This is a genomic window from Roseobacter sp. S87 (assembly GCF_055693285.1).
In genome coordinates this window covers 2,728,662-2,743,637 of record NZ_JBVFTR010000004.1, presented here as the reverse complement: position 1 = coordinate 2,743,637, position 14,976 = coordinate 2,728,662, and the positions used below count along the sequence as shown (strand labels likewise).

The following is a 14,976-nucleotide window of genomic DNA, read 5'->3' as shown; positions in this document are numbered from 1 at the left end:
AGCTCCTGCGGCGGTTCTTTTTTCGTTGCAGTGGTCAATGATCAGAGCGCAAAAGGCTCTGCTGTTACATCGAGGGCCAACCCGGCGTTTGTCACATCCACAGGAGCACTGTTTGCGCTCTGACCGAAGGCCTGCTGGAACACAGCGCCCAGTCTGTCGGCCGCGGCCGGCGCATTCCCGCCGCCGCACGCCGCAAGACCTGCAAGCAACACACCCGCAATGGCCAGACGGCGGCTGACGGGTGACATTCCAAAAAAGCTGTTCATCACCGGATCAATCTCCCGCAACAGTGCCGTTGGGCGAGCCCGGGATCGGCGTGTTCAGGTAGGGAAACGCATTCTGCAGCTCAGACGCCGAAATCGGTGCGCCGTCAGTCAGCGCAAAGTTACCGATCGGCGCGTCTTCGGGTGCACAGAAGCCCAGATTGATCAGATCGCTGGGATCATCTTCGATGGCACCATCGACACCCAGCTCAAATCCCAGCGGGACGGGGTGACACAAAGCGCCGAGGGCCACCCTCAGGATCACGTCGATGACGTCATCGCCCGGACGGCGCCCGTTCGGGAAACCCGCGAGGTCTTCTGCGACAACGCCAAAGGAATGCTGTGCATTGCGCGGTGTCGCCGGGACAGCCGTGTTGAGGCGCAGCATTTCGGAGGCCACGACGTTCTGTGGCTGGTTCAGGCCCGGGAAGCCGGTCAGGAATGTCGTGACAAGGTCGTTGCGCGGCAGGTTCTTTGGTGCCACGTTATTTTCCATACCCAGATCGGGGCCGAACAGCAGTTCAACCAGACGCGGGAAAGTCGGATTGGTCACGTAGGTTGCGAAGTTATCAGCGTCATCAATCGGCTCGGAGCCATTGAAAAGGTCTTTGTCCGTGATGCCGATGACCACTTCGTTGACCAGCGGAGTTGAGATACGGGACTGCTGCACAAGGGCACCGCCCACACGCGAAGTGTCCTCAAACCCGGGGTTCGGGTTTTCCAGTTCCGCCTGCGCAAGGCTCGACGTGGTCCATGCGCCGATCACCGGCTCGCCATCAGAGGTGATGCAGTCGATCGGCAGTTCCAGCGCAATGGTGGACACGTTGACCTTGCCGAAGACGTCATCGTTGTCGCGGCTCTGCGTGATACCGTTGTCGAAACCGGCACCATCACCTGCACCAGGCGCACTGTCTCCCTCGATCGGCACGAAATTGATCAGATCGAACACCTCACCGAGGTTGAGCGCAAAGGCGTCCGCGCGCTGACCGACAAACACACGGCCCGGCATCGCACATCCGGGCAGGCTGACGTCGTAGATGTACTGATTGGCATAGGCGTCGTAGTCGGGCAGTGTTTTCAGGCCGACATGATCCAGAGGCTTGGTGAAGGTTGTGCTGCCCGAACCGGACTGCGCGAGCGTAGTACGCGTGCCGCTGCGCCGGTCACCTTCGATCATCGTCAGTGAATAGCTTTCGGATTCGTTCAGCAAAGAGTCGTCGCCTGCAAGGATCGGGCCCGCGTATTTCAGCGGTATGGCAACATTCACGCCACCGATGTCCAGGCCGATACCTGCACCATCATTGGCCAGCTGGTTGTCAAAGTCGAACTGGAACGTCAGGTCTTCGATGCCGTCACCATCATTGTCGATGTGGACTTCATAGATCCCGTCTGCGTCCATGGTGTAGTAGCTGGGACCACCGTAGTTCACCTGCAGCGGCTGGTAGTTCGCCAGCAGTGTTACATAATCCTCGCGGCCCGGTTCATAGCTGCGGAACACGTAAAAGTCCGTGCCGTCCACCTTCGGGTGTTCCGTGATGGCCGGGGCCTCACGGTGTGACGACGCCAGTACAGGCGCCGTGGCCGCGGTCAGAGCCGCGACCAGCGCGGTGCTGAACCACAAAGCGTTCTTGGTTTTCATTTGATATCCTCATTCAGATCTTGATTGCGCAAGACGATCCCGTTCGCAAAAGACGCATCTTTTGCGGCAGGTGCCGTACGACAGCGGAGTTCCAGCCCTGGTGCGGCGTACCGCGATGGGAAGTTCAGGTGCTGCACCAGACAATACGGGGTCCCGCAAAAAAGAGTTTCGGCCTCTGAACCGTATTTCGCGGAGCATACGTATCTTTTTTAAGATGGATTTTTTGCACGAGATATCAGGTGTCTCCGGCGCGCTTCCCGCAGGAGAAATTATGGCAACGGCCCTGTTGGCCGTGCTGCTGGCGTGGCTGGTCGTCAGCGATCTTCGTCATTTTCGTATACCGGATGCGGTCAGCCTGCCGCTGATTATCATCGGGTTGGTATGCAGCCACTTGCTGACTGTGACACCGTTGCGTGACGCTGCAACGGGGGCCATTGCGGGGTATGCTGTCTTTGCCGGTGTTGGCGCGGTGTTCTTCCGTTTGACCGGCGAGGATGGTCTGGGTCTGGGGGATGCCAAACTTCTGGCCGCCTGCGGCGCGTGGCTGGGCTGGCGCGACCTGCCTCTGCTGGTTGCACTGGCCGCTGTTGCCGCGCTGATCTTCGCGCTGCTGACGGGCAACCGGAAGGTTGCCTTCGGACCCTGGCTGGCCGCAGCGCTGTGGACCCTGTGGGTTCTGCGGATCAGCGCCTAGGCGCTGATCAGTACCAGGCAGCCTCCGGGCATTCTGATTTCCGCGTGCTCCGTTCCGGGCATTGCCACCTGCGCGTCACCGGCAGAGTAAAGCCTGTCGCCGATCCAGAATTCACCTTCAATGATGAAAAGGTGTTCGGAGCGTTCATGCAGGTGTGGTTTGATGGATGCGCCGGGCAGGCAGCGCAGCAGGTACATGGAACGGCCGGATCCCGGATCCTTTGCCAGGACCTTTTTCCATACTTTTTCGCTGCGCTGTTCCCAGGTGCCCTCGTCCGCGCGCACCGTCGCGACAGGAGCGTCCGGCATCCCGTCAATCTCAGCCTCAACAGCGGCAAAAAGGTCATCGGGGGTGCCGCCTCGGGCAGGGCACCGAGCAGCGGATCCAGATATGCCGCGATCCTCTCTGCCTCGGCCGCCAGATCGGGGCGCGTGCCAGGAATGCCAGGGATCAGGTCTGTGCCGCCAAGCAATGCGTCGAGCACCTCGTCGGGCAGTGTCGCATTGGTCTTCTTCATGTCATTGCTTCCTTCATTGCCGCGAGACCACGGCGAACCCAACTTTTGGCAGTACCTACCGGCACGTCCAGAACATTTGCCAGCTCGATGTAGGTGTAGCCCTGGAAATAGCAAAGCAGCAGCGCCTGCCGGTATTCCGGACGCAGGTCCTGCAGCAGTCTGCGGATCACCATACTGTCGAGCGTCTGTGCGGCGGGGTCCGCATTGGTCACCACGTCCGGCACTTCGTCAGAGTATTCCACAAATCCGCGAGAGCGCTCTGCGCGCAGCCGGTCAATGGCGCAGTTTCGCGCAACTGACCCGGTCCACGAAAGCGGATTGCCGCATTTTACGTCGAACTGACCTGCACGTTTCCAGATCCGGACATATGTCTCCTGTGCCACTTCGGCGGCCATTTCCCGGTCGCGCAGCACGGCAAGCACTACGCCGAAAACATACCGCGAGCTCAGATCATAGAACCTGCGGAAAGCGGCCCGGTCACCAGCCGCACAGGCGGCCAGCAGGTCCGCCATGATCCGGCACTGTTCAGCGGCCCCCATTTTTGTCCCAACGCTCCCGCTTCGCTGCGATTTGGGCACCAGTTTGGTTACACCCACATCCGTCCCTTTCCGCTGTCTCTTTACCTGCAGTACGGACGCCGGTTTTCAAAAGATGCACTCCATCAGAATTTTTTCGCCGTTTTCTGCCAGCGGTGTCCCGGGTCCGGGCCCTGTCCCGCTGACAGAGGCACCATACATCAGAATGTAAAAATGCGTATGTCCCCTGCATTTGCCACGCACAAAAGCACGCAATGCAGGCCCGTGCAGGCTGACGGAGCCCAGCGGGACCCAGTCTGCTGTTGCAGCCGGGCGGGCGACGATACGCTGGCGGTCCGGACCCGCAAAATAACCGAGCGCAGCCGAAACGATCGCGACCGTTGTCAGCAGGCCGGCCAGCGCAGCCCGGCGGCGACCGGTTGCCGGCTGTACAGTCTGTACAGGAGACGCCGCATCAATCCGTGCCTCAATCCTGGAGAAAAGGTCCGGGTCCGGTTCTGCTCTTTGCACAAGATGTGGAAGAGCGGCGACGCCCGGGGTCTGATCCCAGTCGTCCGTCTGACGGAATAGTCGCCGCAAAAGCCGTTTCATCTGCGATGTTCCTGATGCAGTAAGCACATGAATGGAAAGACGAAAGAACGCGGCACATGGATGCACTTTCCGTGGCGTAAATGCTGGTCAGATCCCTGCGTACCATTCATACCCCCGGTCTTCCCAGTAGCCCCCTCTGCCGCGCCCGAAAGGCGCAAGCGTATCCACAAGTTCGATGGCCCGGACATATTTGGCCATTTTGTACCCCAGTTGCCGTTCCACCCGGAGCCGAAGCGGTGCGCCATTGGCGACCGGCAGTGGTGCTCCGTTCATCCCCCAGGCAAGTATCGTCTGCGGGTGGCGCGCATCCACCATGTCGATGCTTTCATAGTAGCGTATGCCGCCCGACAGGGTCCGCTCGATCGTATCGAAACAGTGAAATACAGCGTAGCGCGCGCTGGTCCGTACTCCGGCCCGATCCAGCACCTGCGCCAGCGGCACACCGGACCATTCTGCAATACAGCTCCAGCCTTCGACACAGTCATGGCGGGTGATCTGGTGCCGCACAGGCATGGCGCGCAGATCGGTCAGTGACAGTGAAAGCGGGCGCGAAACGAGGCCTGTCACATCAAGCCGGTAATCGGCAAAGCCCGCCTCCCGGAGTGCCACATAGGTGTCATCGCTGGGATCGGTCACACCATTTGGCCGTTGCGGCTGGCGAATGTCCGCGCGGGTAAACTCAGCAGCCAGCGCATCGCGGTCGAGCATGCCGCGCTGCATTGCCATGGTCAGATCGCTGGCCCTTTCCATAAACTGTCGCAGGCGGTGATCCGGGCTGCTGAGGTCGTCGAGGAGCTGGCAGCCTCCCAGACCACTGGTCGCGACAAAGCCGGTTCCTGCACGCAGAAAGTGGCGACGGTTCATCGTAACAGGCCTCATTTGCGAGCCTCAGGGGCGTCAGCGAGGTACCAGCCGGTCAAAATGGCCCGCAATTCATTCAGCGGCCCGGCAAGGATCACCATGGCAATGTGAATGATGACGAAAAGCGTCAGTCCCAGCGCTGCAGCAAAATGCAGCGTCCGCGCTGTCTGCCGGCCACCAAGGATGTCCGGGAGCCAGGGCCAGAGGGCGTTCATTCCCGGTGACATCGCGAGACCGGTCATTACAATCAGAGGAAAGAGCCCGAACAGAACACCGGCGTAGGCCAGACGCTGGACCGGGCCGTATCGCCGAGGGCGGTGAAACCGCAGGCGCAGGTGGTCCCACAGATCGGAGCCCAGCAGCTTCCAGTCTGTGCGGCTCAGGAAAAGGTCCCGCGCAAGATGCCCGGACAGAACTGCGCCCAGAAACCACAAAACCAGTGTACCCACGAGGACCCAGGCGAAGAAAAAGTGGATGACCCGACCCGTCGCAAGATCGGTGTGGCTGGGCACTGTGGCCCACTGCGGAAAGGCGCGGGGGTACCGTCCGACAGGCCCAGAATACCTGTCGTGTCGATCCGCAGCCCAAAGACATCAACGAAGCCGCGCCCCTCTGCCGCGCCAATGGCAAAGACCGTATTGCTGAACCCGAAACCCGACTGGTCACCCAGATACAGGACCGGATGCGCGTTGAATATCTGAAGTCCGCTGAGCAGCAGAAAGAAAAGGCTGATCGCCCAGGACCAGTGCGTGATCCGCGTAATCCGCGTGTGCCGGCGCACCCAGATGCCCCTGTTTGTTTCGTGTGTCATCGCAAAACCTTTCTCGTTTGGCCTCAGGTTCTACGCCCCCCGCGCGGCCAGAGTTTCAGCCGGGCGGCCATTGCTGCTGAAACTAATTCCGCGCGGGCCTCGTCTGTCCTGCCAGTCCCTGATCCGGGGCGACCACATCCAACGAAAGGAACGACCATGTTCTCTGTTAAGACCACCACTGCGGCAGCTTTCGCCGTTGTTCTGAGTGCAACCGCATCCCTTGCTGCAAACCCTGACGTCGGCGGCGCGCCTATGTTTGCCGACAAGAATATTGTTGAAAACGCAGTCAATTCCGCTGATCACACGACGCTGGTTGCCGCTGTCAAAGCCGCAGGCCTCGTTGATGCGCTGATGAGCGAAGGACCCTTCACCGTGTTTGCGCCGGTAAATGACGCCTTTGCTGCCCTGCCGGCAGGGACCGTCGAAACCCTGCTGAAGCCTGAGAACAAGGACATGCTGACCAAGGTTCTGACGGCCCATGTGATCGCAGGCAAACTGTCAGGCGCAGAGCTGAAGGCCAAAGCCAGTGCCAGCAGTGACGGTTTCTTTCATCTGAAAACTCTGTCAGGTGATGCCCTGTCGGCTCAGGTCCGTGGCAGCAATCTCTATGTCTACGACGAAAACGGCAACGCCGGTCGTATCACCATTGCAGACGTGAACCAGTCGAACGGCGTCATCCACGTTGTCGACACCGTCCTGGTCCCAAAATAATCGGGCTGGCTTTTGCGAACGGGCTCAGGAACATGCCGCGCCCGTTCGCATCCTTAACAACGTACGCGCTTCCGCGTGCCGTTCCGGCAGATGTGGCAACAGAGGAATATCACGATGAAACGACGCTGCTTCCCTTTGGTGTTTCTGTTGGCATCTCTTGCGACAATTGTGGCTCTTGTTGCGCAGGCCTGGCTCACGTCTGACACAGCCACCGACCGCGCATATGCTGCGCTTGGCGGCGAACCGATTTCAGCAGGACAGTTGCAGGATACACTGGATGACGTGTTGCCGGTCTATCTTCTCATTCTTCACTCAGCCCTCAGCCGGGGGGATGAAACGGCCACTTATAACACTCTTTCCAGCGTTACACATGGCGCTGCCCTTGAAGCCGCTTTTGCGGCCCGCACCGGAACGCTGGCCATGACAGGATTGCCGCGTGGCAACGGAAAAATTCATGAGATCGACCTGCTAAGCGCAGAAGTAATCCGTCAGGGAGATGTGCTGTCTGTGCTTGCGGTCTGGCAGGTCATCGGGCTCGTCAGCCAGACTGAGCATATCCATGTACGCGGCGGCACATTCGGAGCGGCCCTCAGGCTCGCCCCGGTGGAGGGTGCCTGGAAAATCACTGATTTCACGCTTAGCGAGCCCGGTGAAAATCTCGTAAAGCTAAGCGCAAACTGAATCTCTGGGTTGGGGAGCTTACCTTTTGCCACAGGCAGTGCGGCTTTCGGTTGCAGATATCTGCGGTCCCAAACAGATAGTCTAGAGGCTGATGAAAGACCTTGAGAAAGAGGGCGCCAACGACCAAGCTATGCACGCTGAGGCGTTTGAGTCCAAACGAATCTGGATAGCAATCACTGGTTTTGGGAACGAAAGACCGACGCTCTAACTCGCACTAGCTTGGGCTTCCCGTTCGGAGAAGTGGCCGATCCGACTCTTGCGCATTGCGTATTTGGAAGGCCAACAGTGCATGAAACGGTTCGCTCGACCACACAGCAAAGTTCCAATCGATCATTGTCCATAGATCGAAAGGCAACAAACGGAACTAAAAATTAAAACCATCATCGTCACCGGAGCCAGTAGTGGGATCGGCGCGGCAACGGCACTTTTGCTGGCTTCGAAAGGAGCTAACTTTGTACTCGGAGCGCGCAGGAAGCCTGTATTGGATCAGTTAGTTGCGCAGATCACACGAAGAAATGGCAATGCGGTTTGTGTTGCGGGTGACGTCAGGGACGAGACCTATGCCGAAGCTTTGGTTCAGTGCGCCGAGGATAATTTTGGCTGTCTTGATGGCGCCTTTAACAATGCAGGAATTATAAGGGACGTGGGCCCTATTCCAGAAATGAAAACAAGTAGCTGGCATGAGATCATGGCCGTCAACCTGAGCAGCGGTTTTTGCGCGACGAAGCACCAAATACCCGCGCTTCGCAAAAAAGGCGGCGGATCCATCTTATTCACATCTTCATTTGTGGGATACACGGTAGGTTTGCCCGGAATGTCAGCCTAGGCTCCCAGTATCACCGACCAAAAGGCCTGGACTTTGATCAACCCAAGGAAATAAGACGCGGCTGCTTCGGGATCATGCAGATCAAGTTGTCCAGTTTCGGCAGGCCCTCGCATCACAGGTTATCGGTTGGCTGCTGTCTGAGCAAAACAAACTGAGCTGCGAGGCTGCGAGCAAGCAATCCCTTGAAGCGCGCACTTCTTCCGGGCTGTTGACCCGAGCTAACGACAACAACCACAACCCGAACCTGCAGTTTTTCCAGGAAAACCCAATACGCATGTAACGGGGTGCGAATTACCCGTGTGTCGGATACTGCCGGGAAGGACCCATAGTGGGCAGTAGTGCGTAGGCCTGGCTTTCTTCACTTTTGTCTTTTTCCAACCAGGGTCAGAATTTCGGCTGCGGCATTCCTTGAAGTCATCTGCCCCCGGGCGACAGATTGGATCAAGTCGAGCAAGGTGCAGGTTGGAACAGAGATGAGGTCTTCGTAGCTGCGGCCCATCTGCTCGATTGCCGCGACTACCTCCTTCTCAGCAAGTTGCTGCTCAGTTGAACTTGGCACTGAGTCGACATGGTGCTCTTTAGTTTCGGCGGCTTTGCCTTTTTCTTTGTTTTTTTCTTTCTCTTTTTTGGATGCAACCTGTTGCAGAGCTTCTGCGCTACGACTTGCAGCCCCGCGTGCAATACGCTGCACAGCCCGCTCGGTCTCAGATGCGCGCTGAACGACGTACTGGTTAGTCTGGCCTGCTCTTCCCACTCTGCGTATTAAACCTCTCTTCTCCAGGTCCGTCAGCGCGTATCTTACTGTCCGGCGGCCGACGCCAATGTCTTGAGCCATCCGCGTGACTGACGGATTGCATTGCCCGGTCTTGGTGTTTTGGTGATCCAAAAGCCTGAACAGGACGACAAGGGCAGTGGGGTTCAGGCGGGTGCCGCGGCAATTTGCAGCCCGCTTGAGGGCGGACCACTTTTCAACGAGGTTCAATGGCTTACGGGTCATCTGGCAGAACCGGGCAGTTGGGACGTAGATTTGACAGCATGATCGTCGATCCAGCACCTGATGTCCGAAGCCCGGTACCGGACACTCCGGCCGATCTTGATCATGATCGGCCCGCCACCGTTAACCGCCGCAAGCTCAAGAAAGCGCTTGGACAGTCCGAACGCCTCCTCAACCTCTTTGCGGGTCAACAGCCTTTCGTCTGCGATTTGTTTCATACTGCTCTCCTGCATTGCGTGTGGCATCAGCCAAACAAGAGAGCGAGCAATCAAAAATCCCCTATCTGAACGTAACCTCACCCGTTTCGTTTAATCGCTCCAGAACAGTTCGAAGTTCAGCTGCCGAAACTTCCTCGTCTTCAGGCACCGCACCCTGCTTTCGCCAAAGTGGTATCTCCGCGTCTTTCCAAACAACCTTCTCGAAGGAGGTCTTTGAAAGCTCAAACAAACTGACGAATACCGCGACAGCTGTTGCTTTCTTGACCTTCTTTGCAGGGCTGAACTGCGCATAAACTGCTTCTAAAGCCTTGATCGCTTGCTCCATGCTGTCTGCTTGAACTCGCGTTGTGGGGCCGCCGCGCTGTCTCGCTTTGAGACTGGGCAATTCCGCTTTCAACAGATAGCGAAGGTCTCCTTTTGGTTTGCTCCGTCTTTGCCATTGCTCTGGTAGGATTAGCTCAGGACCAAAGTCTCCGACAGCGAACGCGAAGGCCCGCCCTGTTTCCAGACAGGCTGAAGTACAGGTCTCCAAAGCATGCTCCAGCTCTCTTGCAGCGTCACGAATCTCAGCGACATCATCGTCGAGGATCAACCATTCCACATGACGGGGCTCCCGTTCGAGCAGTGTAGTGCGCAACCCTGTGTTCAACATGATCACGCCGGGCCCACTCGGCAGGCGTTCCCCCGGAAGGAACAGACTTTCCCGCCTTTGAGTGAACTCAATACGTCGTTCGACGATCTTCCTGGCATTAACAAGAGATGCACGTACGGGTGTCCCGGCCTCTTCGATCTTTTCCTCAATTGCTGCATTGAGCTGAGACCTGTTGCAATACCACTTAAGAGCCACGTCTTCGATGAACCGTGATAGCCGACCTTTTCCAACAACTTGTTCGTCAACCACCCTCAGATCCGAGGGAGCCATCGTTTCTCTGCCCAATCCTGAGAATGTCTCAACGCTGTACTTGGCACGCTGGAGATCGCCGATCAGCTTCTGGTATCGGTTTGTCTCAGTACCATCACTCATTCTGGGCATCGCCTGTTCGGACAACAACAGAGGTCGCATTCGGCGTGAGCAGTTCGTGCAGCCGATGCCCAATCTGATCCGCGGCAGATCGCACCGGATTGTCGCTGAGGTGTGCGTAGCGTTGAGTGGTTGCGATGTCTTTGTGACCTAACAGGGCACCTATCATGGGCAGGCTCATCCCACTCATGGCACCAATACTCGCAAAGCAATGGCGCAGGTCGTGAATACGGACATCATCAATCCCGGCGCATTTCCGAATGACACCCCACGGGTCTTTGAGATTTACGAGTTGGGTACCTGGCTTTTTGCCGTGCACCACGAAGGTGGGGTCAGGGTCGCCAGTTTGCACCCTGGCAATGACCTCCATCGCGGGTGGGGGAAGATACACGAATTTCCTGCCGGTCTTCGAGTCTGGCAGTTCCGCGCGACGAAGCTCCCAGTTAATCCAGTTCCACTTCAATCCCAGGACCTCACCAGAGCGGGCGCCGGTGAAGAGAAGCAGGCGTAATGCAACGATCGCAGGCGGGAAGATCAGGCGGTCATTTCCGTTGCCATCCGGGATGGGGCCTCTTTCTGCCTGACCTAAAACTTCGCCAAGACGCGCAAGTTCCTGCTCTGAGAGAAGCCTTTCCCGCCGTTCTTCCTTGAAACGCTTTACATGTCGCGTGGGGTTGCTGCCATCAGGTCGCAATTCCCAGAGCTCGGCCAGATTGAACAGCTTACTTAGTAGTGCCAGGGTGCGGTTCGCCTCATAGGGACGGTCTGCCATGCTGCCATGGATGCTGAGGATGTCTTCGCGTGCAACGTGCTCTACTTTGAGATGGCCGAGTGCTGATTGTAGTGTCTTTCCAATGATCCGTTCATCGTTTCGTACGCTTGAGGCTCTTTTGAAAGGTCGTGCGTGTTCTGCGAGGTAGCGGTCAAACAATTCCGACATCGTAGGTGCCTTGCGCACCTGGTCTCGTATGTTGGAGGGGTCCTTGCCCAGGCTTACTTCCCGAGCCATCTCAATCGCGACCTGCCGCGCCTGGTCCGGTGTCAGAGCGCCATGAACCCCAATTGTCGGTTCTCGCCGCCGACCTGATCGACCGCCACCTACCCGATACTTGAACACATATGTCTTGCGACCCGTTGGGTGCACCTTGAGACCGAAGCCCGGCACTTCGCTGTCCCAAAGCGCGAAAACGCGATCACCCGGCTTTGCTGCGTCCACAGCACGCTTCGTCAGTTTGGAGCTCGTCGCCACACCTTCATCCCCCTCAGAAATCAAACTCGCTCAGCGACCACATAGCGACCACCGGGATCGAAACTACACGAAAACCAAAGAAGTGTAGAGCGTAAATATCAAAACTTATCAGATGCTAAGGAAATAAAAGGCATTCAAGCGAAATCGGGAGAAACACGCAAATCTGAGACTTCTAATCAGCAGGTTGAGGGTTCGAGTCCTTCAGGGATCGCCAGTTTTTCTGATGAGAGCCATTTGCCGGCGACAGGCCTCGTGCGGCGGATTTGCCTGGATCCGGCATCAGGTGGAAGCCGTTTCCAGACACTGCAGGATACGTTGCACAGCCCGCAGAGCGCCGCAAAATGGGCCTCTCAGGTCGCTGCTAGCGCCAATTACTTTGCTGAGCTGTTCCAACTGCTGCTTCCGCCGCACAGCTTTGGTGTCAGACAGGGCCGAAAACAGGTCTGATTGCGACCGGGCGGTATCGGTTGGGGCATTGCGTGTGTCGTCCATGACGTTGTTTTTCGCCACAAAGCCCGCCGACGTTTGCCTTCAGATGGTCGCCCGCGACGACGCACGGACAGTAGAGATCGGGCGTAAGGACAAAACCCCTCGCTGTTTCGGCTCCTGTCGGGCCGCAGCATTCTGCCGCCCGGAAACGCACGTGATGATTTCATTGTCTTTGGGCAGAACCAGGTCGCTCAGACAGTTGCCTCTTCATTGGCAAACGTTTCGTCCACCTTAGTTCACGCCCTCGGTTTTCAGATTTAGGCGACCACTGCAGCGCTCTGATCAAGCAGGAGGCATCGGCTGCTCTGATGTCCGGTCGGTTCGGTCAGTATCAAGCGTCCGTGCGGTGCCTGCAACGCGTACTGACGCCCCCCTCGTTCCGTCCAGTGATACCTCTATGAGCGACGGGCTGCCCATATCCTCGCCCTGGCGGATGGTGAAGCTGCCGCCGTGAGGCCAATCCATATCGCGCAGGTAGCCGGCAAATGCCGCCGCTGCGGCACCGGTTGCGGGGTCTTCGAGGACGCCGCCCGACGCGAATGCATTGCGGGCCACAAACGAACGGGCGTCGTTGATGAAAACAAGCATGATCGTCACAATGCCATGGCGGCGCATCATAGTACGCCCCCGCTCCAGATCGTACTGCATTGCTGCGAGCTGTGTGCGTTTTTTCAGCGGCAGAACAATGTGGTCTGCACCGCCGTGGATATGAGCCGGGGCCAGACGCTGGTCCAGATCATCGTCCTGCAGGCCGAAAAGCGCCATGGCGTCCCGGTGCTCTTCCGGTGTCAGACTGCGGCTGCGGGTCGGCGGTGAGGCCAGCGATGCTGCCATGGTCTCTGCAGTAGTCTCGGCGTGTACCGTGATGGTTGCGTCATTCAGTTCCAGCGAATAAGCGCCGGCGCCGTTACGCTGCCCTAAAGCGGCACCCAGCGCGATGGTTGCATGACCGCAGAAGGGTACTTCGGAGCCGGGTGAGAAATAGCGCACGCGCCAGGCATGTTCTGTGTCATCCTGCGCGTGGGCAAAAGCGGTTTCTGAATAGCCGATCTCCGCGGCAATCCGGGCCATTTCCTCTGTGCTGGCAGCTTCTTTCAGCAGCACAACACCTGCCGGATTTCCACCCTCTGATCCCTGACTGAATGCTGCAATACGCTGAATATTCACGACTGTCTCCTGTGTTTGACTGGCGCAAGTTTATCGCAGTCAGGCAGCCGGTGTCCCCGCAGGGCCAAAGGCGGAAAGCGCTATCTTCTTTCATTTCGGTGCTCTCGTTAATACGGTGCATTCATGGTGAAAGAACTTGATCAGACCGACCTGCAGATCGTCGCGATTCTGGAGGCGCATGGCCGTACCAGCCTTGCTGAGGTCGGAAAAACCGTCGGTCTGTCGGGGCCGGCTGTGGGTGAACGGCTGCGCCACCTCCTGGAAACAGGCTGCATCACAGGCTTTGGCGGGCGTATCGACTTGCGCCGGTTTGGCTACACGATCCAGGCGCTTGTGCGTATCAAGCCACGCAGCGGCCAGCTGCATATCGTCGAAAAAATGATCGAAGAGCAGCCGCGTTTCACCGCATGTGACAGGGTGACAGGCGATGACTGTTACGTCGCGCGTCTGCTTCTGCGCGATATTGCGGAGCTGGATGATATTCTTCTGCCGTTCCACGACCGTGCGGAAACGAATACCGCCATCGTCAAATCATCAATATTTGCGGACCGTCTGCCGCCGCTGGACGGAGGGTAACAGATGCATCACAAAGCAAATTTCCGGAGTGCGGGCATGAAGGAGTGTCCGGTGCCGCATCGGGATCACCGCACCGGAATCGGTGTGGCATGAAGGTGGAAATCACATCAGCTTGGGGCTTTTCAGACACCGAACTGCGGCACGCGATGAACTGCGCGTTTTCAGATTATGTGGTTCCGATGCACCTGAGCGAAGAAGCCTTCGCTTTCGTGCTGCGCCAGCGGGGGCTGGACCGGGACGCCTCGCGCGTGGCTCTGGTGGCGGGCCGGATCGAAGCGATCTGGCTGATGGGTCTGCGGCGGGACTGCGCGTATCTGATTTCCAGCGGTACATCACCCGGCAACAGGCGGCAGGGGATTGCCGCACGGCTCGCAGCAGACTGCCTTGCTGGCCTCAGGTCCGGCGGAGCTCAGCGTTTCCGGACGGAGGTCATCATCGGTAACACCCGCGCGTTCGAACTCTACCGATCCCTGGGAATGAAAGTGCTGCGCACTCTGGACTGCTACGACATACCCGAACCGGCGATGGCCGGGCAATCACACCCTGTGCGCGAGGTGCGCTGGGAGGAGATCAGACAGGCGGCCGCTGATCTCTGTGATGTCAGACCGTCCTGGCAAAACAGTTCTGCCGCCATAAACGCCGTCGCCGATGGTGTCCGCTGCTGGGCGGTTTCGGATGCGCAGGGCCTCGCCGGGTATGCTGCCGTGATGCAGGATAACGGATCACTGGCGCAGATCAGTGTGCGCCATGACCGCCGGTCGCAGGGCATTGGCACCAGTCTGATAGCCGCGTGCCACACCGGCGGGACGATGCGTTTTGTCAACGTCGACAGCGCGTCTGAAGATCTCCGCGGTTTCATGGCCGCGCTGAAGGCCGTCAGAACCGTGCGTCAGTACGAACTGGAAATGACGCTCTGAGACGCGTTATGGCGCTGATGGCTCCGTCTGACACGGCATCTCCCTGATCAAGGCTGATGCGCAGGTTTAGCCGCCGCTTCATCGGCCGGCCGAAGCGACGCAAGTAAACCGCTCGATCCGCAGCACTTCTGACGTGTGTCCGGAGGAGCGGGCGCCTCGCCCGAGCTGTTGCAGGGCGCGCAGTCAGTATCCGACAGCTTTCTCCGGTCTGCACA

General features: G+C 58.3%; 20 protein-coding genes. 6 read left to right on the top strand and 14 right to left on the bottom strand.

The annotated features are described in order from the left end of the window. Positions 1 to 41 precede the first annotated feature (41 nt). Positions 42 to 269, bottom strand: a complete 228-nt coding sequence (locus tag ACZ1HA_RS14385; protein WP_472714358.1) for a hypothetical protein — start codon at positions 267 to 269, stop codon at positions 42 to 44. A 4-nt stretch (positions 270 to 273) separates the two neighbouring features. Then, positions 274 to 1,902 (bottom strand): DUF4331 domain-containing protein, encoded by a 1,629-nt coding sequence (locus ACZ1HA_RS14380; protein ID WP_472714357.1) that lies wholly within the window; start codon positions 1,900 to 1,902, stop codon positions 274 to 276. Positions 1,903 to 2,173: 271 nt separating this feature from the next. Here ACZ1HA_RS14380 and ACZ1HA_RS14375 point away from each other — a divergent pair, with 271 nt between their 5' ends. Beyond that, positions 2,174 to 2,596, top strand: a complete 423-nt coding sequence (locus ACZ1HA_RS14375) for a prepilin peptidase (protein WP_472714356.1) — start codon at positions 2,174 to 2,176, stop codon at positions 2,594 to 2,596. Here the strand turns inward: ACZ1HA_RS14375 and ACZ1HA_RS14370 are convergent. From ACZ1HA_RS14370 to ACZ1HA_RS14345, 6 genes are all read right to left on the bottom strand, one after another. Continuing rightward, complete coding sequence (locus ACZ1HA_RS14370) at positions 2,593 to 2,904, bottom strand: cupin domain-containing protein (RefSeq protein WP_472714355.1); 312 nt, start codon at positions 2,902 to 2,904, stop codon at positions 2,593 to 2,595. The two genes, ACZ1HA_RS14375 and ACZ1HA_RS14370, sit on opposite strands and share 4 nt — an antisense overlap. 205 nt (positions 2,905 to 3,109) lie before the next feature. Beyond that, positions 3,110 to 3,652: an RNA polymerase sigma factor gene (locus ACZ1HA_RS14365; protein WP_472714354.1), complete on the bottom strand. Its 543-nt coding sequence runs from the start codon at positions 3,650 to 3,652 to the stop codon at positions 3,110 to 3,112. A 105-nt stretch (positions 3,653 to 3,757) separates the two neighbouring features. Then, on the bottom strand, positions 3,758 to 4,240 hold the full coding sequence (locus tag ACZ1HA_RS14360; RefSeq protein WP_472714353.1) for a hypothetical protein: 483 nt from the start codon (positions 4,238 to 4,240) through the stop codon (positions 3,758 to 3,760). Positions 4,241 to 4,327: 87 nt separating this feature from the next. Beyond that, entirely contained in the window at positions 4,328 to 5,104 is a 777-nt protein-coding gene (locus tag ACZ1HA_RS14355; protein ID WP_472714352.1) for a molybdopterin-binding protein, read from the bottom strand. A gap of 11 nt (positions 5,105 to 5,115) precedes the next feature. Then, on the bottom strand, positions 5,116 to 5,550 hold the full coding sequence (locus ACZ1HA_RS14350) for a cytochrome b/b6 domain-containing protein (RefSeq protein ID WP_472714351.1): 435 nt from the start codon (positions 5,548 to 5,550) through the stop codon (positions 5,116 to 5,118). Next, entirely contained in the window at positions 5,481 to 5,912 is a 432-nt protein-coding gene (locus tag ACZ1HA_RS14345; protein WP_472714350.1) for a hypothetical protein, read from the bottom strand. The genes ACZ1HA_RS14350 and ACZ1HA_RS14345 overlap by 70 nt, the downstream gene beginning before the upstream one ends. Positions 5,913 to 6,068: 156 nt before the next feature. On the opposite strand from ACZ1HA_RS14345, the gene ACZ1HA_RS14340 reads away from it, so the two are divergent. From ACZ1HA_RS14340 to ACZ1HA_RS14330, 3 genes are all read left to right on the top strand, one after another. Then, positions 6,069 to 6,623: a fasciclin domain-containing protein gene (locus ACZ1HA_RS14340; RefSeq protein ID WP_472714349.1), complete on the top strand. Its 555-nt coding sequence runs from the start codon at positions 6,069 to 6,071 to the stop codon at positions 6,621 to 6,623. A 114-nt stretch (positions 6,624 to 6,737) separates the two neighbouring features. Beyond that, positions 6,738 to 7,304, top strand: coding sequence for a hypothetical protein (locus ACZ1HA_RS14335; RefSeq protein ID WP_472714348.1), 567 nt, complete (start codon positions 6,738 to 6,740; stop codon positions 7,302 to 7,304). Between the two features lie 343 nt (positions 7,305 to 7,647). Further along, complete coding sequence (locus ACZ1HA_RS14330) at positions 7,648 to 8,130, top strand: SDR family NAD(P)-dependent oxidoreductase (RefSeq protein WP_472715333.1); 483 nt, start codon at positions 7,648 to 7,650, stop codon at positions 8,128 to 8,130. Here the strand turns inward: ACZ1HA_RS14330 and ACZ1HA_RS14325 are convergent. From ACZ1HA_RS14325 to ACZ1HA_RS14300, 6 genes are all read right to left on the bottom strand, one after another. Further along, a complete protein-coding gene (locus ACZ1HA_RS14325) occupies positions 8,127 to 8,243 on the bottom strand; it encodes a TetR/AcrR family transcriptional regulator C-terminal domain-containing protein (protein WP_472714347.1) in 117 nt (38 codons plus the stop codon). The genes ACZ1HA_RS14330 and ACZ1HA_RS14325 overlap by 4 nt on opposite strands. 245 nt (positions 8,244 to 8,488) lie before the next feature. Further along, on the bottom strand, positions 8,489 to 9,127 hold the full coding sequence (locus ACZ1HA_RS14320; protein ID WP_472714346.1) for a helix-turn-helix domain-containing protein: 639 nt from the start codon (positions 9,125 to 9,127) through the stop codon (positions 8,489 to 8,491). Next, positions 9,124 to 9,342, bottom strand: coding sequence for a helix-turn-helix transcriptional regulator (locus tag ACZ1HA_RS14315; protein WP_472714345.1), 219 nt, complete (start codon positions 9,340 to 9,342; stop codon positions 9,124 to 9,126). The genes ACZ1HA_RS14320 and ACZ1HA_RS14315 overlap by 4 nt, the downstream gene beginning before the upstream one ends. A gap of 61 nt (positions 9,343 to 9,403) precedes the next feature. Then, complete coding sequence (locus ACZ1HA_RS14310; protein WP_472714344.1) at positions 9,404 to 10,366, bottom strand: hypothetical protein; 963 nt, start codon at positions 10,364 to 10,366, stop codon at positions 9,404 to 9,406. Next, positions 10,359 to 11,612: a tyrosine-type recombinase/integrase gene (locus ACZ1HA_RS14305; RefSeq protein ID WP_472714343.1), complete on the bottom strand. Its 1,254-nt coding sequence runs from the start codon at positions 11,610 to 11,612 to the stop codon at positions 10,359 to 10,361. Before ACZ1HA_RS14305 ends, ACZ1HA_RS14310 begins: the two co-directional genes overlap by 8 nt. A 771-nt stretch (positions 11,613 to 12,383) precedes the next feature. Continuing rightward, positions 12,384 to 13,268 (bottom strand): PhzF family phenazine biosynthesis protein, encoded by an 885-nt coding sequence (locus ACZ1HA_RS14300; RefSeq protein ID WP_436398616.1) that lies wholly within the window; start codon positions 13,266 to 13,268, stop codon positions 12,384 to 12,386. A 123-nt stretch (positions 13,269 to 13,391) separates the two neighbouring features. Between ACZ1HA_RS14300 and ACZ1HA_RS14295 the strand changes: the two genes are divergently transcribed. Together ACZ1HA_RS14295 and ACZ1HA_RS14290 are read left to right on the top strand one after the other, a co-directional pair. Continuing rightward, positions 13,392 to 13,844 (top strand): Lrp/AsnC family transcriptional regulator, encoded by a 453-nt coding sequence (locus ACZ1HA_RS14295; protein WP_472714342.1) that lies wholly within the window; start codon positions 13,392 to 13,394, stop codon positions 13,842 to 13,844. 89 nt (positions 13,845 to 13,933) lie between these two features. Next, positions 13,934 to 14,761: a GNAT family N-acetyltransferase gene (locus ACZ1HA_RS14290; protein WP_472714341.1), complete on the top strand. Its 828-nt coding sequence runs from the start codon at positions 13,934 to 13,936 to the stop codon at positions 14,759 to 14,761. Positions 14,762 to 14,976 lie beyond the last annotated feature (215 nt).